The 21,470-nt window shown below is 68.2% G+C and carries 19 protein-coding genes; 7 read left to right on the top strand and 12 right to left on the bottom strand.

The window, feature by feature from the left end:
* Positions 1-5 precede the first annotated feature (5 nt).
* The gene (locus tag RTO53_RS01865; RefSeq protein ID WP_312236191.1) at positions 6-1,172 is read right to left on the bottom strand and encodes a histidinol-phosphate transaminase; all 1,167 of its coding nucleotides are present in this window, start codon (positions 1,170-1,172) and stop codon (positions 6-8) included.
* Positions 1,172-3,733: a TonB-dependent receptor gene (locus RTO53_RS01860; protein ID WP_312236190.1), complete on the bottom strand. Its 2,562-nt coding sequence runs from the start codon at positions 3,731-3,733 to the stop codon at positions 1,172-1,174. The genes RTO53_RS01865 and RTO53_RS01860 overlap by 1 nt, the downstream gene beginning before the upstream one ends.
* A 473-nt stretch (positions 3,734-4,206) precedes the next feature.
* Between RTO53_RS01860 and RTO53_RS01855 the strand changes: the two genes are divergently transcribed.
* Positions 4,207-6,093 carry a DUF885 domain-containing protein gene (locus RTO53_RS01855; RefSeq protein ID WP_312236189.1) on the top strand — a complete coding sequence of 629 codons (1,887 nt, stop codon included), beginning with the start codon at positions 4,207-4,209 and terminating at the stop codon, positions 6,091-6,093.
* Between the two features lie 28 nt (positions 6,094-6,121).
* Here the strand turns inward: RTO53_RS01855 and RTO53_RS01850 are convergent, their stop codons facing one another.
* Entirely contained in the window at positions 6,122-6,664 is a 543-nt protein-coding gene (locus tag RTO53_RS01850) for a DUF4136 domain-containing protein (protein WP_312236188.1), read from the bottom strand.
* 263 nt (positions 6,665-6,927) lie between these two features.
* On the opposite strand from RTO53_RS01850, the gene RTO53_RS01845 reads away from it, so the two are divergent.
* The 6 genes from RTO53_RS01845 to RTO53_RS01820 all read left to right on the top strand — a co-directional run bounded on the left by RTO53_RS01845 (position 6,928) and on the right by RTO53_RS01820 (position 11,438).
* The gene (locus tag RTO53_RS01845) at positions 6,928-7,746 is read left to right on the top strand and encodes a DUF2092 domain-containing protein (RefSeq protein ID WP_312236187.1); all 819 of its coding nucleotides are present in this window, start codon (positions 6,928-6,930) and stop codon (positions 7,744-7,746) included.
* Between the two features lie 440 nt (positions 7,747-8,186).
* Positions 8,187-8,354, top strand: coding sequence for a hypothetical protein (locus tag RTO53_RS01840; protein ID WP_312236186.1), 168 nt, complete (start codon positions 8,187-8,189; stop codon positions 8,352-8,354).
* Complete coding sequence (locus tag RTO53_RS01835; RefSeq protein ID WP_312236185.1) at positions 8,351-9,163, top strand: transporter; 813 nt, start codon at positions 8,351-8,353, stop codon at positions 9,161-9,163. Before RTO53_RS01840 ends, RTO53_RS01835 begins: the two co-directional genes overlap by 4 nt.
* A gap of 43 nt (positions 9,164-9,206) precedes the next feature.
* Positions 9,207-10,682, top strand: a complete 1,476-nt coding sequence (locus RTO53_RS01830) for a DUF1254 domain-containing protein (RefSeq protein WP_312236184.1) — start codon at positions 9,207-9,209, stop codon at positions 10,680-10,682.
* Positions 10,679-11,260: a YSC84-related protein gene (locus RTO53_RS01825; protein ID WP_312236183.1), complete on the top strand. Its 582-nt coding sequence runs from the start codon at positions 10,679-10,681 to the stop codon at positions 11,258-11,260. The genes RTO53_RS01830 and RTO53_RS01825 overlap by 4 nt, the downstream gene beginning before the upstream one ends.
* A gap of 1 nt (position 11,261) precedes the next feature.
* Positions 11,262-11,438 (top strand): hypothetical protein, encoded by a 177-nt coding sequence (locus tag RTO53_RS01820; protein WP_312236182.1) that lies wholly within the window; start codon positions 11,262-11,264, stop codon positions 11,436-11,438.
* Positions 11,439-11,720: 282 nt separating this feature from the next.
* Here RTO53_RS01820 and RTO53_RS01815 read toward each other — a convergent pair whose 3' ends face one another.
* The 9 genes from RTO53_RS01815 to RTO53_RS01775 all read right to left on the bottom strand — a co-directional run bounded on the left by RTO53_RS01815 (position 11,721) and on the right by RTO53_RS01775 (position 21,415).
* Positions 11,721-13,994, bottom strand: coding sequence for a patatin-like phospholipase family protein (locus RTO53_RS01815; RefSeq protein ID WP_312236181.1), 2,274 nt, complete (start codon positions 13,992-13,994; stop codon positions 11,721-11,723).
* Positions 13,985-15,049 (bottom strand): BamA/TamA family outer membrane protein, encoded by a 1,065-nt coding sequence (locus tag RTO53_RS01810; protein WP_312236180.1) that lies wholly within the window; start codon positions 15,047-15,049, stop codon positions 13,985-13,987. Before RTO53_RS01810 ends, RTO53_RS01815 begins: the two co-directional genes overlap by 10 nt.
* Positions 15,050-15,274: 225 nt before the next feature.
* Positions 15,275-15,823: a DUF4136 domain-containing protein gene (locus tag RTO53_RS01805; protein ID WP_312236179.1), complete on the bottom strand. Its 549-nt coding sequence runs from the start codon at positions 15,821-15,823 to the stop codon at positions 15,275-15,277.
* A 79-nt stretch (positions 15,824-15,902) separates the two neighbouring features.
* Positions 15,903-16,412: a hypothetical protein gene (locus tag RTO53_RS01800; RefSeq protein ID WP_312236178.1), complete on the bottom strand. Its 510-nt coding sequence runs from the start codon at positions 16,410-16,412 to the stop codon at positions 15,903-15,905.
* Between the two features lies 1 nt (position 16,413).
* Positions 16,414-17,238: a DUF2092 domain-containing protein gene (locus tag RTO53_RS01795; RefSeq protein WP_312236177.1), complete on the bottom strand. Its 825-nt coding sequence runs from the start codon at positions 17,236-17,238 to the stop codon at positions 16,414-16,416.
* Positions 17,239-17,274: 36 nt separating this feature from the next.
* Entirely contained in the window at positions 17,275-18,258 is a 984-nt protein-coding gene (locus RTO53_RS01790) for a transporter (protein WP_312236176.1), read from the bottom strand.
* Positions 18,259-18,263: 5 nt separating this feature from the next.
* Positions 18,264-18,665, bottom strand: a complete 402-nt coding sequence (locus tag RTO53_RS01785; protein ID WP_312236175.1) for a DUF1622 domain-containing protein — start codon at positions 18,663-18,665, stop codon at positions 18,264-18,266.
* A 42-nt stretch (positions 18,666-18,707) separates the two neighbouring features.
* Positions 18,708-19,634: a formylglycine-generating enzyme family protein gene (locus tag RTO53_RS01780; RefSeq protein WP_312236174.1), complete on the bottom strand. Its 927-nt coding sequence runs from the start codon at positions 19,632-19,634 to the stop codon at positions 18,708-18,710.
* Positions 19,635-19,819: 185 nt separating this feature from the next.
* A complete protein-coding gene (locus RTO53_RS01775) occupies positions 19,820-21,415 on the bottom strand; it encodes an arylsulfatase (RefSeq protein ID WP_312236173.1) in 1,596 nt (531 codons plus the stop codon).
* Positions 21,416-21,470 lie beyond the last annotated feature (55 nt).

Here is a 21,470-nt window from a genome sequence, read left to right as displayed (position 1 = left end):
GCCGGTCAGCCGGGCGCCGCGCCCACCTGCGCCAGCACGGCACGCAGTGCCTGCTGGGCGCGCCGGTTCTCCTCCGGGGTGCCGATGCTGATCCGCAGCCAGGTGTCGTAAGGCGCAAAGACCCGTGCGATGCGTACGCCGTGCTGCAACAGCGCGGCAGCCACCTGTGCATGCGGATGGCCACTGTCGAAGAACACGAAATTGCCGGTGGCCTCGGTCGAGCGCAGCGCCAGCTCGGCCAGCACCTGCTGCCAGCGCCGGCGTTCGGCGGCAACGCTGCGTCGAACCTGGGCGCTGTGCGTGGCATCGGCCAACGCTGCGCCGGCCGATGCCAGCGACAGCTGGTTCTGCGCGTGCGCGCCGCCCACGCCGCGCTGGCGCAGGGCATCGGCGAGCGTGCGTGGCGCCAGCGCATAGCCGACCTGCAGTCCGGCCAACGCATGGATCTTGCCCAGCGTACGGAACACCACCACGTTCTGCCCCTGGCGCAGCAGCCGCACCGCGCTCAGCGCCGCTGCGTCGTCGCGATAGTCCAGGTAGGCCTCATCCACGATCACCAGCGTGCGCGCCTGCGCGGCGCTGACGAAACGGTCGAACGCGGCACCGGGACTGAGCGTGCCCGAGGGATTGTGCGGATTGACCACGAACAGGGCCCGCGTGTCGGGGCCGATGGCGGCCAGCAGCGCCGGCAGGTCATTCTCCAGCGCGGCGTTGAGCGGAACTTCGATGGCGCGCCCCCCGAACGGTCTGGCCGCATCCACCAGCGCGCCGTAACCGGGCACCGCGTACACGAAGCTCCCCGCGCCCTGGCTGAGTGCCAGGTGCTGGCCCAGTGCTTCCAGCACTTCCCCGACGATCACCTGCTCGGGGGCGACACCTTCCAGACCGGCGATCTGCACCTGCAGCGCCTGCAGTTGCGCATCGGTCACGTAGCGCGGCACCTGTGCGAGTGCGCGCTGCACGGCCGGCGCAACCTGCGGCGACGGGCCGTAGCTGCTTTCGTTGAGGTCCAACCGCAGCACGCCGCTGGCGGTGGCCGTTGCACCCGGCGCGGCGCCGCGTGCCTGGGCCAGCGTGGGCAGCAGCGCCACACTTGCTGCACCGCCGAGGCCCACGCGCAACCAGCGGCGGCGGTCGGGATCGATGGCGGTGGTTTCGGTGATGTCGGTCATCAGAACCGGGTCTCCAGACGTGCGTAGTAGTAAGTGCCGCTCCAGCCGTACGGCGACAGCTCACTGTACGGGAACACGCCAAACGTGTCGGCGCCGGATACCTGCGTGGTGGTGGCGATGTTGCGCGTGGGATAGGTGTTGAACAGGTTGTTGGCGCCGATCACCACGGTGAGCGCATCACTGGCGCGGAACGAGATGTCCAGGTCGGTGACCCAGCTGGCCTGCAGCGTCTGGATCACATCAAGGTTGCCGGCACTGCCGGCTTCGGTGGGCAGCGTCCGGAAACGTGTCGAACCCTGGGCGAACAGCGCCACGTTGGCCGCGCTCTGGTTGGTGGCGGCCACCGCTTCGATCTCGCCGTAGCGGTGCGTGCCCAGGTGGATGCCCCAGCGGCCGACGTCCCAGGCCAGTGCGACGGTGAGGTTGTCGCGCGGCTGGCCCTTTTCCACGCGGGTGCGCTCGGTGATGTCGAACAACGGCGTGCGCACGCCCAATGCCAGCAGCTCGGCAGGCGTGGTGGCCACGCGGGTCAGCTCGGTCTTGTTGCGGTTGTAGCCGAGCGTGGCGGTGAGGCGGCCATGGTCGGCCAGGTCCCAGCGGTACCGCGCCGAGGCGTCGACCCCGCTGGTGCGGGTATCGGCGGTGTTGCTGAAGTAACGGACGCTGGTCACCCCCGGCGAGCCGAGCGCGGCCAGGTAGTTGCGGATGGCGTTGGAGCCGGCGGCGTCGACGAAATTGCTGGACAGGAAGATGCGGTCGTCGATGTCGATGCGGTACACATCCAGCGACGCACTCAGCCCGCCGATGCCCCAGGTGAGTCCGGCGGTGAGGTTGGTGGCCTTTTCCGGGTCCAGCGGGCGCGCGCCCAGGGCGCGGGCTTCCACCGAATCCACCGGCGCGGTGCGTACCAGCACGTATTCGGGCACGCCGGTGACGCTGTTGTTGAGCGTACGGCTGCTGGTGGAGCTGAAGTATTGCTGGGCCAGCGCGGGCGCGTGGAATCCGGTGCTCACCGAGGCCCGCAACGCCACCCCGCCATCGAGCTGGTAGCGCAGCGCCAGCTTGCCGTTGGTGGTGCTGCCAAAATCACTGTAGTCCTCCCAGCGCCCCGCCAGCGAAACCAGGAAGCGATCGCTCACATCGGTCTCCGCCTCGGCGTACGCCGCTACGTTGTGCCGGTGATGGTTGCCGGCGTCCACCGGCTGGATACCGGCGAAACCCTGCGCGCCGATGGTCGGCACGCTGCCGGCGGCCGGGCCGTCCAGCACCCGGTACGGTCCCCACACATACGAGGCCAGCTCGCCGGCACTGATGCCATAGGTATCGCGACGGAACTCCGCGCCCACCGCCAGCCGCAGCGGTGCGTGCCAGCCCAGCTCGATGCTGTTGTTGGCATCCAGGTTGGTGGTCCATTGCGAGGCCGCCACCGCGCCGTTGTAGAACGCGGTGGGGCTGTCGGCGCCGAGCGTGGCATTGAGCGTGTTGCGGGTGCGGTAAACCAGCTTGTTGCGGCCGTACACGCTGCTCAGGTCCCAGTGCCAGTCGCCGGCCAGGCCCTTGATGCCGGCGCCGAGCGAGGCATTGGTGCTGTGCGTGTCCACCCACGGCAGAAAGCCGTCCGGGTAGATCGCGCGCACGTTCTCCGGCTGGCCGGCGCGGCGCAGCGATGCGTTGGAACTGCCCTCGCTCACGCCGTAGCCGCCAAAGGCATACGCCTCCAGTCCTTCGGCCCAGGCCAGCGGCTTGCGCAGGTTGCCGAACACCGTCTTCTCCACGGTGTCGGCCGAATCGGCGAAACGCCACAACGCATCGCGGTCGATGCCCGCCTCGCGCGGGTCGGCCACGGCGCCGGCGGCGGCACCGCCGATCGGGGCCAGCCCGGTACCGGAACCGTAGGTGCTGGACAGTGCCACCGGCAGCCCGTTGCGGCCGATACCGAAGTACTGCTGGCGGGTGTCGGGCAAACCACGGTCGGCCGCCTTGCGGTCACGGTAATCCCAGGTGAGATGCAGGCCACCGCCGTCGGGGAAGGCGAAGCCGGTATCCAGCGCGATGCTGGTGGTATCGCCGCCGCCATCGCGGGTGCTGCCGTGACTCACGCGCCCATCGAAACCAGCATCGTCGCGCAGCACGATGTTGATCACCCCGGCGATCGCATCCGAGCCGTACTGCGCCGACGCGCCGTCACGCAGCACTTCGATGCGGGCGATGGCGCTGACCGGAATCGCGTTGAGATCGGTGGAGACCGCGCCCTTGCCGACCGTGCCGCCGGTGTTGACCCAGGCACTGGCATGGCGGCGCTTGCCGTTGACCAGCACCAGGGTCTGGTCCGGGGACAGCCCGCGCAGCGTGGCCGAGCGGATGTGGGTGTTGCCGTCCGGCGTGGTCGGGTGCGGGAAGTTGAACGAGGGCAGCAGCGCCTGCAGGATCTGGCTGATGTCGGTGTAGCCGCTGCTGCGGATTTCCTCGGCGCCGAGCACATCGATGGGCACCGGCGATTCGAGCACGGTACGTGCCTGGGTGCGGCTGCCCAGCACGCTGACCTGGTCGAGCTGGGTCACCGCAGGGCTACTGCCAGACTGCGCGGACGCAGTGGTGGCGGGCAACGTCGTGGACAAACCAATGACGATGGCGACGGACAGACCACGGCGTCGCGGTACGGAGGCGCGAAGGTTCATGCAGGATCCTGCGAAAGGAAGGTCGGGCGCATCACGTATCCCCGGATGGCTGCGACCTATCCTGCCGTCATGTTGCAAGGCGTCAATCGGGCCTCCCGCGCACTCGGCACCGCCGACCGGCGGCGTGGAACGATACTTTTCTCAAGTCACTGATTTCACTCACACCGCCTGCACGTCCGGCACACCCGCAAGAACCGCCGCGCATGTGCATATAGCCAGCGGTGTGTACCGGCTACACCTGGATCGTCATCGTTGCCGCACGGTTTGCGCCGCCTGCCACGGTGACCCACCGCAGGTGCGTGGTCGCGCCGGCTGGCGTAGCCTGCGCGCAGACCGCCCGCCACCGGAGATAGCCCGTGTTTCCGAACAAGCCCGCCACCCTGCCCCTGCTGCTGTCCGTCGCCCTGGCCACGACCCTCGCGTTGACCCCGCCGATCGCGCACGCGCAGACCCCCGCCATCGCCGGCACGCCAACCGCCGTTTCCTTCAATGGCCTGCTCGACGCGCAGACCATGGCAGCCATCAACGCCGATCCGGAACTGCGCACGATGCTCGGCATCGGTGGCGATGGCGCCGACTTCTCCAGCCAGCTCACCGACGTGTCGCTGGCCCAGCGTGAAGTCAACCGACGCTTCCTGGCCGACAACCTGGCCGCGATCAAGGACTGGCACGGCGCTCCGCTGGACCCGCAGCAGCGGTTGAGCGACGGCCTGGCACGCTGGTTCTACCAGGCCCAGATCGACCTGATGGCGGTGCCGTGGGCGGCCGCATGGCTGCCGGTGGGCGGCAGCACCTACGCAGTGGACCAGTTGTTCAGCCTGCCGGTGAACCTGCCGCAGTTCATGGACAACCAGCACGCGGTCACCGACGAGGCCAGTGCACGCAGCTACATCGCGCGGCTGCAGGCGATGGGGCCCAAACTGGACCAGGTACGCGCCAACGTGGACATGCAGGCCGCGCAGGGCGTGGTGCCGCCGGAGGTCGCGCTGCAGGGCGCGGCAGACCAGTTCCGCACGCTGCTGGCGCCCGCGCCGAAGGACAGCCTGTGGGTGCAGTCGCTGCAGCGCAAGCTGGACAAGGTGCCGGCGATCGCGCCCGCGCGGCGCGCCGAACTGCTCGCCCAGGCCACGACGGCGGTGCAGGCATCGGTCAATCCCGGCTACCAGCGCCTGCTGGCCGATGTGCAGGCGCTCCAGGGCCGGCACCTGGGCAACAAGGGGGTCTGGGCACTGCCGCAGGGCAAGGCCTATTACGATGCGGCGCTGCGCTGGTACACCAGCACCGACCTGGATGCCGATGCGATCCACCAGATCGGCCTGGATGAAGTGGCGCGCGTGGAAAAGGCAATGGATGCACGCCTGATCCAGCTTGGCCTGCGCGAGGGCAGCGTGGCCGCGCGCGTGCGGCAGCTGCGCGACGACCCGCGCTATCGGTATGCCGACAGCGAGGCCGGACGCAGGGAACTGCTGGGCGACATCGAGCAGCGCCTGCGCGATCTGGACCCGATCCTGCCACGCTGGTTCGGCCATCTGCCGCCGCAGAAGCTGGTGGTGCAGCCGGTGCCGGCGCATATGCAGAAGACCTCGCCCGGTGGCTATTACTACCCTCCTGCGATGGACGGTTCGCGGCCGGGCACGTTCTTCATCAATCTGGGCGACATCGACTCCAACACGCGCTGGAGCATTCCCACCCTCACCTACCACGAGGGCGCGCCCGGCCACCATTTCCAGATATCCATCGGGCAGACCCTCACCGATCTGCCGCTGCTGCGCCGCAGCCTCAATCCCAGCGCCTTCAGCGAGGGCTGGGCGCTGTATGCCGAACAGCTGATGGCCGAAACCGGGGTCTACAAGGACGACCCGGCCGGCGACCTGGGCCGGCTGCAGGCGGAGATGTTCCGCTCGGTGCGGCTGGTCGTGGACACCGGCCTGCACCGCAAACGCTGGACGCCCGAACAGGCGGCCACCTACATGCAGGACAAGACCGGCATGACGCCCGGCGAGGTACGCGTGGAGATCAACCGCTACCTGGTTCAGCCCGGCCAGGCCTCGTCCTACAAAATGGGCCAGCTGCGCCTGCTGGCGCTGCGCCAGAAAGCGCGCGACCAGCTGGGCGATCGTTTCGATATCCGCGCCTTCCACGACCTGATCCTCGGCAACGGCGCGATGCCGATGACGGTAGTGGGCCAGGCAGTGGATGCGTGGATCGCTGCAGGCGGCGGCGACCCCAAACGGGCCCCGTAGGGGCCGGTGACCCGCCGCCGCGCCGTCCTCAGCGCGGCGCGGTCGCCCCCGGCGGATAGGCGGCGAACAGTTTGTCCAGGCCGGCTTCAATGGCCGCGTTGACCTTCGCCGGCGAACTGGGCACGGTGCCGCTGGCGGTGCCGCGCCACACCGCCTGCTGGGTGCGGGCATCGAACATGTCCACCACCAGCGTGCCGATGTCATAGGTCCGCACGGTAGTGGTCGCACTGCCCATGCCGCCGCCCCAGCCACCGCGCCAGCCCCAGCCGCCCATGCCAGTGCCGGTGTAGAAGGTGTCCAGCGTCTGCCGCTGCGAGGTCATGATGTGCGCGGCAAGGGCGATGTCACCGCCCTGCGCTGTTTCGCGCAGGCCCTTTGCCTGCAGACGGGCATTGATGCCGGCCACCACGCGCTGCTGCACCAACGGTGCGCTGGCCTGGGGCTTGATCGCCCACGAGTAGGTTTTGTAGGAGGCGAAGTTGGCGGCGCTGTCGTAGTCGGTCTTGACCGTGGGCGTGGACGCGCAGGCGACCAGCGAGCTGGCCAGGACGGCAATGGCGAAGGCTTTCATGACGCGCGCTCCAAGAGTGGAAAAGGACACCGGTCGGACAGGCAGCAACGGCCTGACGATGCGAGCAGCGCCGTGATGGATGGGTGAGTCGCCCTCTCCTGCAATGGATACGGGCGCCGGCCACTCCGCCGGCGTGGCCACTGCGTAGAAATACCTAGGCCGCTACGGTGTAACTCCGCTTGTCCGCGTGTTCGGCGCTACGCACAGTGAGGACAGGGTCGGCGCGACCGGCCTGGCCCACCGCTGTCGTCCCGGAGCACACCATGCCCAACGCACGCCCTGCCCTGCTGCTTGCCCTGGTCTTTGCCGCCACGCTGTCCCCGCCGCTTGCCGCCGCCACGCGCACGGCGGCATCGCGACCCGCAGCGGTGCCTGCAGCTTCTTCCGACGCCAGTGTCGACCCCGATGCGGTGGCCGCATTGGCGCGCATGGGCAAGGCGCTGCGCGCCCTGCCGCACTTCCGGCTGCACGCCACCACCAGCACCGACTACGTGCTCGATGACGGGCAGAAGGTGGCCCTGGCCGGCACCGTGGACTACAAGGTCAGCGGGCCGGACCGGTTCTTCGTGGAAATCCAGAGCGAGCAACAGCACCGCCAGCTGTTCTACGACGGCAGGCAGTTGACCATCTACTCGCCACGGCTGAAGTACTACGCCACCCTGGACGATCTCAATCGCAGCAGCCAGGCACTGCTGGCCGACTCGGCCAGCACGTACGGTCTGGAGTTTCCGCTGGCCGATCTGTTCCTGTGGGGCACGTCGGCATTTCCCACCGATGGCTTCCAGTCCGCGTTGCAGGTGGGTAGTGCCCGCATCGATGGCGAGGCGACGCGGCAGTACGCCTTCCGCCAGCCCGGGGTGGACTGGCAGGTGTGGATCTCCGATGCCACCGCACTGCCACGGCAACTGGTGATCACCAGCCATGCCGACCCGGCGTTGCCGACCTACCAGGCGACGCTGCAATGGGATACCCGACGTGCGGTCAACGCCAGCGAGCTGGCCTTCAACCCTGCCGGGGCCACCAAAATCGTGTTCGTGCCGGTTGCACTGGCCGCGCAGGACACCCCGACGGGAGGGAACTGAGCATGGACATCATTTCCGGACGGCGCACGCCCCTCATCGCCGCACTGTTGATTGTTACCTGCAGCAGCCTGTTGAGCCCTTCCCCCGCGCAGGCGCGGCCCGGACTGCGCGGCTTCGCGCATCCGTCGATCAGTCACGCCGGTGGATTCGGCGGCGGCGGCTTTGCTGGCGGCGGCATGGCCCACCCGGGCGGCGGTGGCGGCGGCGGGTTCGCGCCGCACCCGCCGGGGCCCGGGCCGGGGCCGCATCCTGGACCGGGGCCTGGACCACATCCTGGCCCTGGACCGGGTCCCGGTCCTGGACCGCATCCGCCTGGCCCCGGACCCGGGCCAGGACCCGGGCCAGGACCCGGACCGCATCCACCCGGCCCACCACCACCGCCGCCGCCACCGCCCTATTGGGATCACCCGTTCTGGGATGGCGCCGCCTTCACCGCCGGCGTGGCGGTGACCTCGGCGGTGATCGGCTCGATCGCCTACTCGCTGCCGGTCGGCTGCAGCACGGTAGTGGTCAACGGGATCGGCTACCAGCAATGCGACAGCGCGTGGTACCAACCGCGCTACGTCGGCAGCACGGTGCAGTACGTGGTCGTGGACGCGCCGCGATGAGCCGACGCCGCATCCTTGCCATCGGCGGCATGCTGGCGGTGTCGTGGCCGCTTGCCGTCGCCGCCCAATCGGGCGGCGACAGCGCCACCGACGACATCGCCCGCAAGCTCGCCGACCCGGGCGCGGCACTGATATCGGTGCCGTTCCAGTACAACTACCTCGGCTCGGTCGGCCCCGGGGGCGATTTCCACAACGAGCAGCTGAAGATCCAGCCGGTGATTCCGTTCGTGGGCGAACGTGGCAAGTTCATCCTGCGCCCGATCCTGCCGCTGAGCTGGAACCAGTTCCCCGAGCGCAAGCACGGCAGCGGCGACCTGTTCGTGCAGGGCTACTACATTCCCAAGACTGCTTCGGAGGCACACGGCACCGAGATCGGCTTCGGCGCCGCCGCCCTGCTCGACACCGCCTCGCATGACAGCCTGGGCACCGGCAAGTACTCGCTGGGCCCGGCCTTCATCCTCGTCCACAAGACCAAGGCATGGACGGTGGGTGCATTGGCCAACCACGTGTGGTCGGTGGGCGGTGATGGTGACCGCGAGGATGTCAGCAGCACCAGCGTGCAGCCCTTCGTCACCCGCAACCTGCCGCGCGGCTGGTCGCTCAGCTTCACCTCCGAGACCAGCTACAACTGGAAGGCCGCCAGCGGCGATGCGTGGACGGTGCCGCTGGGCGCCACCGTGTCCAAGGTGCTGCGGGTGGGCCATACCCCGGTCAGCATCGGCCTGGGCGGCTTCTACAACGTCGACCGTCCGCAGTATGCCAACCGTTGGACCGGACGCTTCAGCGTCACCCTGGTGTTCCCCGAATAGCGCGTGTCACGCGCCGGCTGCCTGACGAAAGGGAGAGTGGATCATGCGACTGTTGCATCTGGCCCTTGGCGTGGCGATCGGCGCGGCCGTGGTGGCGATACTGGCGGCGTGTCGACCAACCCCGTCGGCGCAGCCCACAACGCCCGGGCTCCCGCCCCCCGGCCCCCCGACCGACGACCAGCAGGAGGTGCGCGCCATTGCGCGCGAGGCCTACGTCTACGGCGTGCCGATGCTGGCCGAGTACCAGACCATGCATACCTTCAGCGTCGACACCGGCAACCCGCAATACAAGGGGCCGTTCAACACCCTGCTCAACATCGCACGGGTGTTCACCCCGGCCGATACGGCCTTCGTCACCCCCAACTCGGATACACCCTACTCCTTCGCCGGCCTGGACCTGCGCGCCGAACCGGTGGTGATCAGCGTGCCGAAGATGGAACCGACACGGTACTTCGTGCTGCAGTTGATGGACCTGTACACCTACAACTTCGACTACATCGGCAGCCGTACCACCGGCAACAACGGCGGTCGCTATCTGATCGCCGGCCCCGACTGGCGCGGGGCGGTGCCCGACGGCATCACCCAGGTGATCCGCGCCGAGACCGAGCTGGTCAGCATGGTCGGACGCACCCAGCTGTTCAATCCGGACGACCTGGACAACGTCAAGCAGATCCAGGCCGGCTACCGGGTGCAGCCGCTGTCGGCATTTCTTGGCAACCCGCCGCCGCCCGCCCCGGCGGCGGTGCACTGGCCCCAGCCGCTCACCCCCGAGGCCACGCGCAGTTCGCCGGCCTTCTTCGCGCAGTTGGCGTTCCTGCTGCAGTTCGCGCCGGTGCACCCGAGCGAGGTCGCCTTGCGCGAGCGCTTCGCCCGCATCGGTATCGTGCCGGGCAAGCCGCTGGACGTGGCGGCACTGTCCGCCACGACCGTGCAGGCGATGCAGCAGGGCATGGCCGATGGCCAGCGCGAAATCGACCAGCGCCGCGCAGCGCTGGCCGGGCACAGCGACACCCTGTTTGGTACGCGCGAGTTCCTCAAGAACGATTACGTTGCCCGCGCCACCGGTACCCAGGTCGGCATCGGTGCCAACTCGCGCGACGAGGCGATGTACCCCATCTACGAGACCGACGCCGACGGCGCGCCATTGGATGGCGCCACCCAACGCTACACCTTGCGCTTCGGCAAGGATGCGCTGCCGCCGGTCAACGCATTCTGGTCGCTGACCATGTACGGACTGCCCGACCAGCTGCTGGTGGCCAACCCGATCGACCGCTATCTCATCAACGCGGCGATGCTGCCGCAACTGACGAAAGACGCCGATGGCGGCATCACGCTCTACATCCAACACGCACCACCGGGCGGGGACAAGCAGCGCAACTGGCTGCCGGCACCGGCCGGACCGTTCATGGCGGCGATGCGCTACTACTGGCCCAGGCAGGCGCTGCTGGACGGGCAATGGACCTCACCACAGATCGAACGGGTGCCCTCCAGCGCACCGGCCGCGGAGGCCATGCCATGAACGCCACGTTGACCCTCGCCCTTGCGACCCTCCTGTGTGCAGGGTGCAGCACCTCCGCACCACGCAGCAGCACGCCGCCCGGGCCGGACAAGCTGCAGGCGCAGAACCAGGCGCGGGCCGCCACCGCCGAGGTACTGTCGCGCCTGTATGCCACCCAGCCCGCCGCACGCGAGGCGATACAGCAGGCAGCGGGGTATGCGGTGTTCCGCAGTTTCGGGGTGAAGGTGCTGGTGGCCGGCGGCGGCGGCGGTCACGGCGTGGCGGTGGACAACCGCAGCGGCGAGGCGACCTTCATGCGCATGGTTGAGATCCAGGCCGGATTGGGCTTCGGCGCGAAGACCTTCGATCTGGTGTGGGTGTTCAGGACACCGGCGGCCTATCAGGACTTCATCACCCACGGCATCGAGATCGGTGGCCAGGCCACGCTGGCGGCCAAGGTGGACAAGGCCGGCGCCGGCCTCAGCGGCGCGGTGGAGGTCTCCGACGATGTCTGGGTTTACCAGATGACCGAGAGCGGGCTGGCGGCCGAGCTGACCGTCAAAGGCACCCGCTACTACCCGGACAAGAAGCTCAACTGACATGCCCAGCCATCCCTGGATCTGGATCCTCAGCCTGTTCGTGCTGCCGCTGCTGGCCGCGCTGGTGGTCAGCCTGCTGGTGCGCCACCGCGGCATTGGCGCCAATGCGGTGCTGGCCTGGTTTGTGATCGTGTGCTGGTTCGGCGCGCTGGGCGTGATTCTGTCGCAGGTGCTTTAGGGTGCAGGCCGGCTGGCGGGTTGCGGGTTGCGGGTTGCGGGTTGCGGGTTGCCGAGCGTGGCTCGGCACTACGGATTGCGGTTGGGTGTTGCCGAGCATGGTTCGGCACTACGGATTGCGGTTGGGTGTTGCCGAGCATGGCTCGGCGCTACGTATTGCGGTTGGGTGCTGCCGAGCATGGCTCGGCGCTACGTATTGCGGTTGGGTGCTGCCGAGCATGGCTCGGCGCTACGGATTGCGGTTGGTAGTGCCGAGCCATGCTCGGCACCGCGACGATGCGGCTCACAACGATTGGCCGAGCTCGATGAACACCACGTTCTCGCCGCCCTCGCGGAAACCCACGCCGAAGATCAGCGGTCCGATCCACGAATCGAAGCCCAGGAACACGCTGCCGTTCCAGATGCCGTCTCTGAGCGACATGTCCGAGCGCCGTTGCCACGCATTGCCGTATTCCACCGTGCCCCCGACCTGCGCCGACCGTCCCAGGACCTTGCCCAGTTCATAGGTGTAGCCGGCAAAGCCGAGCGCGTAGTCCTGCCCGGTCAACTGGTTGTGCTGGAAGCCGGCCAGCCGCCAGCGTCCGCCCAGCCGATACAGGCTCTGCAGTGGCGCCGTGCCGGACGCCGTCACGTGGTAGCGCAGCCCGAGCTGCAGCGCGTGCCGCCCGAACGAGCGCGCGCCCACCGCATCCAGGTCCCACTGGCCAAAGTCGGTGTCGGCACCCAGCCCCGGCCTGGACTGGTAGGTGCCGAGGTTGACCAGCACCCCGTCGCGCGGGAAGTACACGCTGTCGATATCGTCAAGCGTGGCCTGCGCGAACCAGGCGCCTTCCTCGAAATGCGTGCGCGGCAGCGAGGGGTCGCCGATCTCCACCTCGGCGCTGCCGGTGTAGCGCTGCAGGCCCGCGGTCAGTGACAGCACGTCGCCGACGTGGCGCACCAGCCCCAGCGTGGCCCCGGTGCGTCGTACCCGGAAGCGCGAGGTCGGGTCGCCGTTGTCGTCATACAGATTGAAGGTGCGTGTCTGCACGCCGCCGGCCACCTGGAAGGCGTAGCGGTTGTGCAGATCGAACGGATGGTAGTACTCGCCGGTCAGCCCCGGCTCGCCGCCGAGCTGCAGCACCACCCGCGCCTCGGCCCCGTAGGGCGACAGCGGGGCGAACAGGATGCCGGCGCGCAGATTGGTTTCCTGGTTGCCCTGCAGGTCGTTGCTCAGGCTCAGGCCGGCTTCCAGGTAGGCCGGCCCGTTCGGCTTGGCGTGTGCGGTCACCACGACACCGGTCTTTCCGTCACGCTCGCGCAGTTCATAGCTGAAGCTGGCCAGCGTGCCCATGCCGTAGCCGCGCAGGATGCCCGCCTGCATCGCCCCGGTATCCAGCGGCGCGCCCACCTGCAACGGCAGGTACGACAACAGCAGCGCGTCGGCGTAGCCGGTGTCGTTGACCACCTCCACGAACGCCACCGGCTGCTCGACCACCGGCGCCGCACGCCGCGTGCGTTGCGCCTGCCACGCCGCATACGCCGACAGCGGCTGCTCGAACGAACGCAACGCAGGCGCGGCCGCGTCGGCGGCCCGCTGGCCGATGCGCAATGCCTCCGGCGCCTTGTCGAAATCGCCGGTGGCCACCTTGCCGGTCAGGTCCGGCGAAATCAGCAGGTCGCCCGTGCCCAGGCTGTCCAGCTGGCGCTGCGCGCTGCCGGTGGTCAGAAAGCCACTGAGCTGGCCGATCACATCGACCAGGCTCGCGTTGCCATCGAGCACGCGCAGCGGCGTGCCCACGTCCACCGCGATCACCCGGTCGGCGCCCATCGCCCGCACCACGTCGATGGGGACCTGGTTGGACACCCCGCCATCGACCAGCACCTGGCCATCGATCACCACCGGCCGGAAGATCCCCGGCAACGACATGCTCGCGCGCATCGCCATGGACAGGCTGCCCTGCGCCAGCACCACCGGCTTGCCCGTGTTGATGTTGGTGGCCACCGCGCGGAATGGAATCGGCAGGTCGTCGAAGCGACCGCTCACGCGCGCGCCGCCGGTGGCGCGCTCGAACAGCGCGATCATCTTCTCGCCTTCCGACAGCCCGCCGGCCAGCGCCACCGACTTGCCCTGGTCGCCGCCCAGTCCGATCCCGATCGGTGCCAGCTGCGCGTAATCGTCGGCCTTGCGCCGCAGCGAGCGCTCGCGCCGAGGCAGGGTATCGCTGAACATGCTCATCCACTGCGTGTCCAATACCAGCGTTTCAATCTGCTCCGGGGTGGCGCCGGACGCGTACAACGCACCCACCAACGCACCCGCGCTGGTGCCGGCGATGCAGTCCACCGGAATGTGTTGGGCTTCCAGCTGCTTGAGGATGCGGACATGGGCCATGCCACGCGCGCCGCCGCCGCCCAGCGCCAGGCCGATCCGCGGCCGCGTATCGCCCGCTGCCCGGACCCCGCAGCTGGCCCCCGCCGTCGTCGCCTCGGGCGCCGGAGCCGCCGCGTGCAGCACGCAGGGCCAGCCCAGCACCGGCAGCAGCCAGCATGCCCATCCGGCGGGCCAGGTCAGCGCCATGCGCTGCCGACCTGGATGTAGAACGTGTCGTCCTCCGGGCCCCAGGCGTAATCCACGCCGACATGCATGCCCAGCTGGCGGGCAATCAGATAGCGCACGCCCGCCCCCTTGGACACCTCGCTGCTGCTGTTACTGAAGCTGTTGCGCCGGCCCCAGGTCCGGCCGGCGCCGACGAAGCCGACCAGCGCCCAGCGTTGGGTCATGTTCCAGCGTAGTTCGGTTTCCAGCACCGCCGCGCGGGTGTCCTGGTAACGGGCCGAGCCGATCCCGCGCAGATCGATGTACGGCAGCCGGTAGAACGGAATGTCGCCGTTGGCCCAGCGCGCATCGGCGCGCCCTCCCAGCACGAACTGTCTGCCCAGCGGCCAGTACGCATAGGCGTGCCCACGATAGCTCTGGAAGGCGGTGTCGCTGCCGATGCCCGGCAGGTAGGCGTTGCCCTCGATCATGCCCAGCCAGCCACTGGACGGAGTGAACGGATTGTCGCGGGTGTCGTACTCCAGCGACAGGCCCAGACCGGAGCTGCGCGTGGCCAGTTCGTGCGGCTGGAAGCGGTCGCGATCGGACGCGACATCGAAGCCGATGTCCATGTCCATGTAGATCCAGGCCAGGCCAAGGAACAGATCGCGTTCGCCGAGGCGCCGGAAGCCCTGCTGGAAGGACATCAGCCCGTCCACGTTGTACTCGATCTTCTCCGGCGGCAGCAGCCTGCCCGGCGTGTAGAAGCCCAGGTTGAACGAGGTCTTGGCCACGCCGCCGCGATAGCGCCAGCGGTCCTCGTCGAAGTGCAGCGACGCGCCGAGCCCGTAGGCATTGCTGCCGTTCTCGGTGCGCATCGCGCCGCCACCGTAGATATCCGGGGTGACCATCTTCGGCGCACTGCCGTCGGCCGCCGGTGCCGCGCCGGCCTGCGGGCGATGGAAGAACGCCAGGCCGATGCCGCCGCCGTTGCCGACCGCCGGGTCGGTGATGATGATCGGCACCGGCAGGAAACCACGGTGCTCCAGCAGCCAGCGCGACATGTCGAAATGACCGTCTTCGCTGTCACGAAACATCGCCTGCCTTCCTGTCGGCGCCGCCGCTGTGCCGGCCGGCGCCGGCGTGGCCTCGGCCTGCGCCCAGGCCGGGGAGGAAAGACACAGCAGGCAGCCAAGCGCACGGCAATGGATCGACACGAGGCACCTCGGCGTGCGGGGAAGGTGCGCGACGGCGCGCCGGCAGGAGGGAGAATCCCGGCGCGACGCCGCGCGGTAAAGCGCTGTGGACCGGGCCGATGCGACTCAGCGGGCCGCGCCGGCGCCCGGCGGATAGGCTGCGAACAGCTTGTCCAGACCTGCGTCGACGGCCGCATTGACCTTGTCCGGCGAGCTCGGCACGGTGCCGCTGGCCGTCCCGCGCCACACCGCCTGCTTGGTGCGCGCATCGAACAGGTCCACCACCAGCGTGCCCACGTCGTAGGTATGCACCTGGGTGGTCGCGCTGCCCATGGCCATGCCGCCGCCCCAGCCGCCCCGCCACCCCCACCCGCCCATCCCGCTGCCGGTGTAGAAGGTATCCAGGGTCTGCTTCTGTGCGGTGATGATGTGCGCGGCCAGCGCGATGTCGCCGCCCTGCGGCGTTTCGCGCAGGCCCTTGGCCTGGAGGCGGGCATTGATGCCGGCCACGATGCGCTGCTGCACCAGCGGTGAGCCGGCCTGGGGCGTGATCGCCCACGAATAGGTCTTGTAGGACGCGAAGTTGGCGGTGGTGTCGTAGTCGGTCTTCACCGTGGGCGAAGACGCGCAGGCGACCAGCGAGCTGGCCAGGACGGCAATGGCGAAGGCTTTCATGACGCACGCTCCAGTTGCGGAAAGGGATGCGCTGCCAGACGCAGCGACGGGTGGGACGGTAAACGGGCAACACCTGCGGTCAGCGCGGGGGGTTGATCACCACGTACTGCACCGTGGTGCCGGCATAGCGCGGTTCGTACCAGGTGCTGCCGCACTGCTGGTAGGCCATGCCGTTGATCACCGTGGTCACGCAGCTGGGCGGCACCGCACTGACGATCGAACCGATCACCGCCGAGGTCACCGCCACGCCGGCCGTCACTGCGGCGGCGGTAGCGAAGGGATGGTCGTCCCAGTGGTTCCAGTGGTCGTCGTGGTAGTCCACGTTGACGTTGACGTTGCGGTTCACCGAGCGGTTGACGTTGCGGTTGACATCGACGTTGCGGTTGCCGTTGAAGCTGCGGTTGACCGCTCCACCCTGCCCCCGCTGCACGGGTCGGTTGATGTTGGTATGGGCACTTGCCCGCGCGCCGCCGCCACCGCGGAAACCGGCGTGCTGGGCGGCCGCCGGCTCGGCGCACAACGCCAGTGCGAGCACCGCGCCAGTGCACAGCACCCACAGGGCCAGCTCATTGCGCATCAGGGTCTGCATGTCATTTCTCCCGCGCGGCATCGAGGACCACCACGGCCACCGGAACCAGCTTGATCCGCGCCGCATCGGCAGGCGGGGTGAACTGGAAGGCGCTTGCGTTCACCGCGCTGTGCGTATTCCAGTGCAGCTCGGCGCGGTACTGCGGCAGCGCCGGGTCGTCGAGCGCGGTGATGATCAGCTTCTTCGGCAGCGAGGTGGCCTTGGCAATCCAGATCTGCCAGTCCACCTGGTCCTGCTGGAAGGCATACTGCTCCACCGCCTCGCCATCGACGATGCCGCCACCAACGTGCAGCGCCCCCCGGATGGCGCTTTTGGGTGCCTTGTCGGTGCCCCAGAGGAACATGTCCGCCAACGGCATCTCGATCCCATAGCGGTTGGCCGCATCCTCGACCAGCTCGGACAGCGTCGCGCCCAGCCCGTCCACCTGCGCGTAGTACTTCAAGCGCGGCGAGTACAGCGAGAGTCTGCTGCCGTCATAGAACAGCTGGCGCAACTGGCGGTCGCTGCGCAGCTCGAGGAACAGCTGGTTCGGCGTCTTGACCTTGTAGGTGACCGTCCCGTCCAGCTCGATCTTCTGGCCGTCATCGAGTACTACTTCGGTGCTGGCCTGGGACACGAGCGAGAACTGCGTGAGCGCGCGCAATGCCGCGCCCATGCGATCCAGCGCGGCCAACGCCTCCGGGTCGCGCTCGGGGGAGTCGGCAACGGCCGCCGTCGCAGGTTCAGGCGGTGGCTTGGCCACGCGCGTGGCCGCCTGGCCCGCAGGCGCCAGTGCGCCCAGCAGCAGGCAGGTGGACCAGTAGATGTGGCGGGATACGGCAGCCATGCGCGTTTCTCCAGGCAGCAAAGCGGGAGGACGGAATCAGAATCCGCCGCTGATCGAGATGTTCCAGGGATCGCCTTCAAACCGGTTGCGCACGCTGAACTCGCCGATGTAGCGCAGCGACACGTCCACGTGCTCGCCACCGGCCCATTTCTTCCCGTAGGTCAGCACCGGACCGATGCCGAACGAGCGCCCCTTGAAGCCGTCGAGGCGGTCGGCGGTGGCGCCGTCATCGTCCTGCACCTGCTGCAACCAGCCTGCGGCGGCACCGAAGCCCCAGCCGCTGGGCGTGCGTTTGACCAGCAGCGCATCGGTCCGCAGCACGAGCCCGTTCTTGTAGTCGGTGTCGTCATTGCGGCTGTACCAGTCCACCGCGCCGAGCACGCTGAACTCCAGGGTGCCCTTCTGGAACAGGTGGGTGTAGCCCACGCTGGGTGACAGCGTCCAGATGTTGAGCCCCGGGTTGGCCAGGCGGTTCGGGTCGTACTTGGCCGTGGGGGCGTACACGTACAGGCCGAACGAGACATGCTGGACCGGGTCGATGTGGTAGCCGGCGATGAACGGCGCGAAGTACACGTCAAACAGGTTGGACGCGCTGTCCTTGACCTGGCGCCGTCCGCCCAGCGGACCCTCGAGGCTGGCGGTGACGTCGGCGGTGACGTACGGCACGGTCAACATCGAGGCGAAGTTCCATTTGCCGGTGGTGGTCGGCCACACGTACACGCCGGTAGCGGCGGTCAGGCTGAGGTCGGCCTCCAGCCCCAGCGAGATCTGCCCGGCGATGGGCGCAGGTCGGTTGCCGCTGATCCTGCCGTCGTAGTGCACATAGCTGAGCGACCACTGCATGCCGGGCTCGGGCGGGATCACCCCGGCGTAGGAGGTGATCTGCATACCGGTGATCGATCGCCCGAGCGCGCCCTCGGTGGCATGCGCCTGCAGGCTGGCGGCCAGCGCCAACGCGCCCAGCAGGGCCGCGCAGGCGCCGCTGGCGCGGCGGTAATGACGCTGGGTTGGACGGGCCATGCGGGCTACCTCTCGGTTCGGTCGGTGCCCGCGGTCGCAGGCCCGGGCGGGACGATGCGGTGCTGGCGTTCGCGCACTTCCTGGATGTCGCGCTCCAGGAAGAAATTCAGGAAGGTCCGGATCAGCGCGATCGCAGCCAGTTGGCCGATCGCGTCCCAACTGGTGTAGATCGAGGATTCCAGGATGTCCGCGGCCAGTTGCATGGTCAGGCCCGCCACCAGCCAGCGTCCGTACTCCAGCCACAAGCCGCGGCGCTCCACGTTGCTCGCATTGCCGCGCAGCGCCAGCCGCAGCGCCCGCACGAAGGCGAGCACGGTGGCCAGCACGATCAGCACCATGGCCATCGCATCGATCAGCACCACCACCGGTTCGGTGATGGCCAACAGCCATGCCTTGAGCGGAAGCATCGGCGATCCTCCAATAGGGGCGGCGCGACGGATCGGGGCGGTTCATCGGCGCTCCACGCAACGGAAGCCGAGATGGCAGGTGGAGGTGTCGATCGGCTGCGCCATGCGTGCGGCCGGACGGTAACGACGGCAGTAATTGGGGGCGCACAGGTGCGAGCCGCCCTTCATCACCCGGCGCGGAATCGCACTGCGATCGCGCGGGTCATGGCTGCGTTCGCGCTCGCCGCCGCGGGGGTTGTCGATCGCGCAGCACGGGCGGCCCTGAAGCTGGTCGTGCTGCTGATACCAGTCGGCGGTCCATTCCCAGACATTGCCGATCATGTCGTACAGCCCGTAGCCATTGGGCGCGTAGCTGCCCACCGGGGAGGTCCAGCGGTGGCCGTCTTCGTCCAGGTTCAACCACGGGAACTCGCCCTGCCAGGTATTGGCCTGGTGCCGGCCACGCACGGTCAGGGTGTCGCCCCAGGCGAACTCCCCCTCCTGGCGGCCACCCCGGGCGGCGAACTCCCATTCCGCTTCCGTCGGCAGGTCCTTGCCGATCCACTGCGCGTAGGCCAGCGCATCGGCGAAGTTGACGTGCACCACCGGATGATCGTCCAGCCCTTCCAGGCTCGACCCGGGCCCACGCGGGTGGCGCCAGTCGGCGCCGCCGATGTAGTGCCACCAGTTGTGTGGATTGGACAGGTCGACCGGATGCGCCGGCTGCACGAACACCACCGAGGACGGCAGCAGCAAGGCCGGGTCCGCGCCCGGATAATCGCGTGGATCGGCCGGGGTCTCGGCTGCGGTCACATGGCCGGTATCGCGGACGAACCGCGAGAAGTCCCGGTTGGTCACCGGGTAGCGATCGATCCGGAACCCGTCCACGCGGGTCTTGTGGGCGGGACGTTCTTCCGGGTAGTGGTCATTGGACCCCATCAGGAACACCCCGCCATCGATGTCGATCATGGTGTCGGCCACGACGCTCATGCCCATCCCTCCACGGTCGTCGCAGGACGCATGGGGGCCTGCCGCGCAGAAGGCGGCGACGCGACGAAGGGGACGGCGTGATCACGCATCGGAGTGGCTCCTGGTTCGGGAAAGCGGCGGCGCGTGCGGCGCCCGCGATGTCCTTCGCAGTGGCGGAGAGGCTGCCCTCCCCGCCACCGTGCGCGCTACTGGTTGCCGGCGCAGGCGTCGCTCAGCTTGGCCAACGCATCGTCGATGGTGAACGAGTTCGGCTTCTGCACCCGCGGGAAGTCCTTGAAGGTGGCGGCGAACTTGTCGGCGATCGCATACGCACCAAACAGGATGTAATCGTGATGCAGGAACCAGTCGTAGTACGAGTTGGAGGTGATGTCGGCGAACTCGTACGGGTCGGTGCGCAGGTTGTAGACCTTGGGCAGGCGCAGCCGGATCAGCGGTTCGGACCACACCTGCAGGGTTCCCTTGCAGCGTTGCTCCATGAACGACACCTTCCAGTTGTCGTAGCGGATGGCCATCACATCGCCGTCGTCGCTGAAGTACACGAACAGCTTGCGCGGGCTCTCCTTCTCCTTGCCGGTCAAATAGCCAGTGAGATCGACGCCGTCGATATGGTTCTTGTAGGTGCGCCCGATGGCCTTGTAGCCTTTTTTCAGCTTCTCGGTCACGTCCGGGTCGCCGGCCATCGACAGGAAAGTCGGCAGCCAGTCATGGTGCTGCACGATGCCGTTGGCGATCGTGCCGGCCGGGATGTGGCCAGGCCAGCGCACCACCATCGGAATACGGAACGCGCCCTCCCAGTTGGTGTCCTTCTCGCTGCGGAAGGGGGTGGTGCCACCGTCGGGCCACGAGTTGCGGTGCGGGCCGTTATCGGTGGAGTACATCACGAAGGTGTCCTCGGCGATCCCAAGCTCATCCAGGTAGTCCAGCAGCGAGCCGACATTGCGGTCATGGTCGATCATGGTGTCGTGGTAGGGCGACTGCCAGCGACCGGCCTGGCCAAGGCTTTCCTTCTTGGTGTGGGTGAACAGGTGCATGTGGGTGAAGTTCACCCAGACGAAGAACGGGGTGTCCTCATCGTGCTTGCGCTTGATGAAGTCCTTGGCGGTGGCAGCGAAATCCTCGTCGCAGGTTTCCATCCGGGTCGGCGTCAACGGCCCGGTATCCTCGATCTTCTGCTTGCCCACCCTGCCCCACCGCTCCTGTTCGGTCGCATCGTCCTTGTCGGTCGCCCAGCTGCGGATGACCCCGCGCGGCCCGCTGGTCTTGCGGAAATTCGGGAAGTCCTTCTCCGGGAAGTAGTCGTACATCTCCGGCTCTTCCTCGGCGTTGAGGTGGTACAGGTTGCCGTAGAACTCGTCGAAGCCGTGGTTGGTGGGCAGCATGTGGTTGAGGTCGCCAAGATGGTTCTTGCCGAACTGCGCGGTGGCGTAGCCCTGGTTCTTGAGCAGGGCGGCGATGGTCACCAGCTTTTCGTTCATGCCGGTCGGCGCGCCGGGGATGCCCACCTTGGACAGGCCGGTGCGGTACACGCTCTGCCCGGTAATGAACGAGGAACGTCCGGCCGTGCACGACTGTTCGCCGTAGGAGTCGGTGAACAGCGTTCCCTCCTGCGCGATGCGGTCGATGTTGGGCGTGCGATACCCCATCAGGCCCTGGCTGTAGCAGCTCAGGTTGCTGATGCCGATGTCATCGCCCCAGATCACCAGGATGTTGGGGCGTTTGCCGTTGCTCTTCTTCGCTGCAGCAGCGGGCTTGTTCGGTGCGGCGGCCTTTGCGTTTGCCATGACAGTCTCCGGTGAACATCAAGGGATGCCGACGCTGTGCCGGCCAGGGGTGCGG

It is taken from the genome of Stenotrophomonas sp. (assembly GCF_031995405.1).
Classification (GTDB): domain Bacteria; phylum Pseudomonadota; class Gammaproteobacteria; order Xanthomonadales; family Xanthomonadaceae; genus Stenotrophomonas.
Note: the sequence above shows the minus strand (reverse complement) of the source record. Positions and strands in the feature narration are given on the sequence as shown.

Bases quoted from the DNA above. Each gene is read 5' to 3' on its own strand.
- RTO53_RS01865 (WP_312236191.1), bottom strand. From the start codon at position 1,172: ATGACCGACATCACCGAAACCACCGCCATCGATCCCGACCGCCGCCGC.
- RTO53_RS01850 (WP_312236188.1), bottom strand. From the start codon at position 6,664: ATGAAAGCCTTCGCCATTGCCGTCCTGGCCAGCTCGCTGGTCGCCTGC.
- RTO53_RS01845 (WP_312236187.1), top strand. From the start codon at position 6,928: ATGCCCAACGCACGCCCTGCCCTGCTGCTTGCCCTGGTCTTTGCCGCC.
- RTO53_RS01835 (WP_312236185.1), top strand. From the start codon at position 8,351: ATGAGCCGACGCCGCATCCTTGCCATCGGCGGCATGCTGGCGGTGTCG.
- RTO53_RS01830 (WP_312236184.1), top strand. From the start codon at position 9,207: ATGCGACTGTTGCATCTGGCCCTTGGCGTGGCGATCGGCGCGGCCGTG.
- RTO53_RS01825 (WP_312236183.1), top strand. From the start codon at position 10,679: ATGAACGCCACGTTGACCCTCGCCCTTGCGACCCTCCTGTGTGCAGGG.
- RTO53_RS01820 (WP_312236182.1), top strand. From the start codon at position 11,262: ATGCCCAGCCATCCCTGGATCTGGATCCTCAGCCTGTTCGTGCTGCCG.
- RTO53_RS01815 (WP_312236181.1), bottom strand. From the start codon at position 13,994: ATGGCGCTGACCTGGCCCGCCGGATGGGCATGCTGGCTGCTGCCGGTG.
- RTO53_RS01810 (WP_312236180.1), bottom strand. From the start codon at position 15,049: ATGTTTCGTGACAGCGAAGACGGTCATTTCGACATGTCGCGCTGGCTG.
- RTO53_RS01805 (WP_312236179.1), bottom strand. From the start codon at position 15,823: ATGAAAGCCTTCGCCATTGCCGTCCTGGCCAGCTCGCTGGTCGCCTGC.
- RTO53_RS01800 (WP_312236178.1), bottom strand. From the start codon at position 16,412: ATGCAGACCCTGATGCGCAATGAGCTGGCCCTGTGGGTGCTGTGCACT.
- RTO53_RS01795 (WP_312236177.1), bottom strand. From the start codon at position 17,238: ATGGCTGCCGTATCCCGCCACATCTACTGGTCCACCTGCCTGCTGCTG.
- RTO53_RS01790 (WP_312236176.1), bottom strand. From the start codon at position 18,258: ATGGCCCGTCCAACCCAGCGTCATTACCGCCGCGCCAGCGGCGCCTGC.
- RTO53_RS01785 (WP_312236175.1), bottom strand. From the start codon at position 18,665: ATGCTTCCGCTCAAGGCATGGCTGTTGGCCATCACCGAACCGGTGGTG.
- RTO53_RS01780 (WP_312236174.1), bottom strand. From the start codon at position 19,634: ATGAGCGTCGTGGCCGACACCATGATCGACATCGATGGCGGGGTGTTC.
- RTO53_RS01775 (WP_312236173.1), bottom strand. From the start codon at position 21,415: ATGGCAAACGCAAAGGCCGCCGCACCGAACAAGCCCGCTGCTGCAGCG.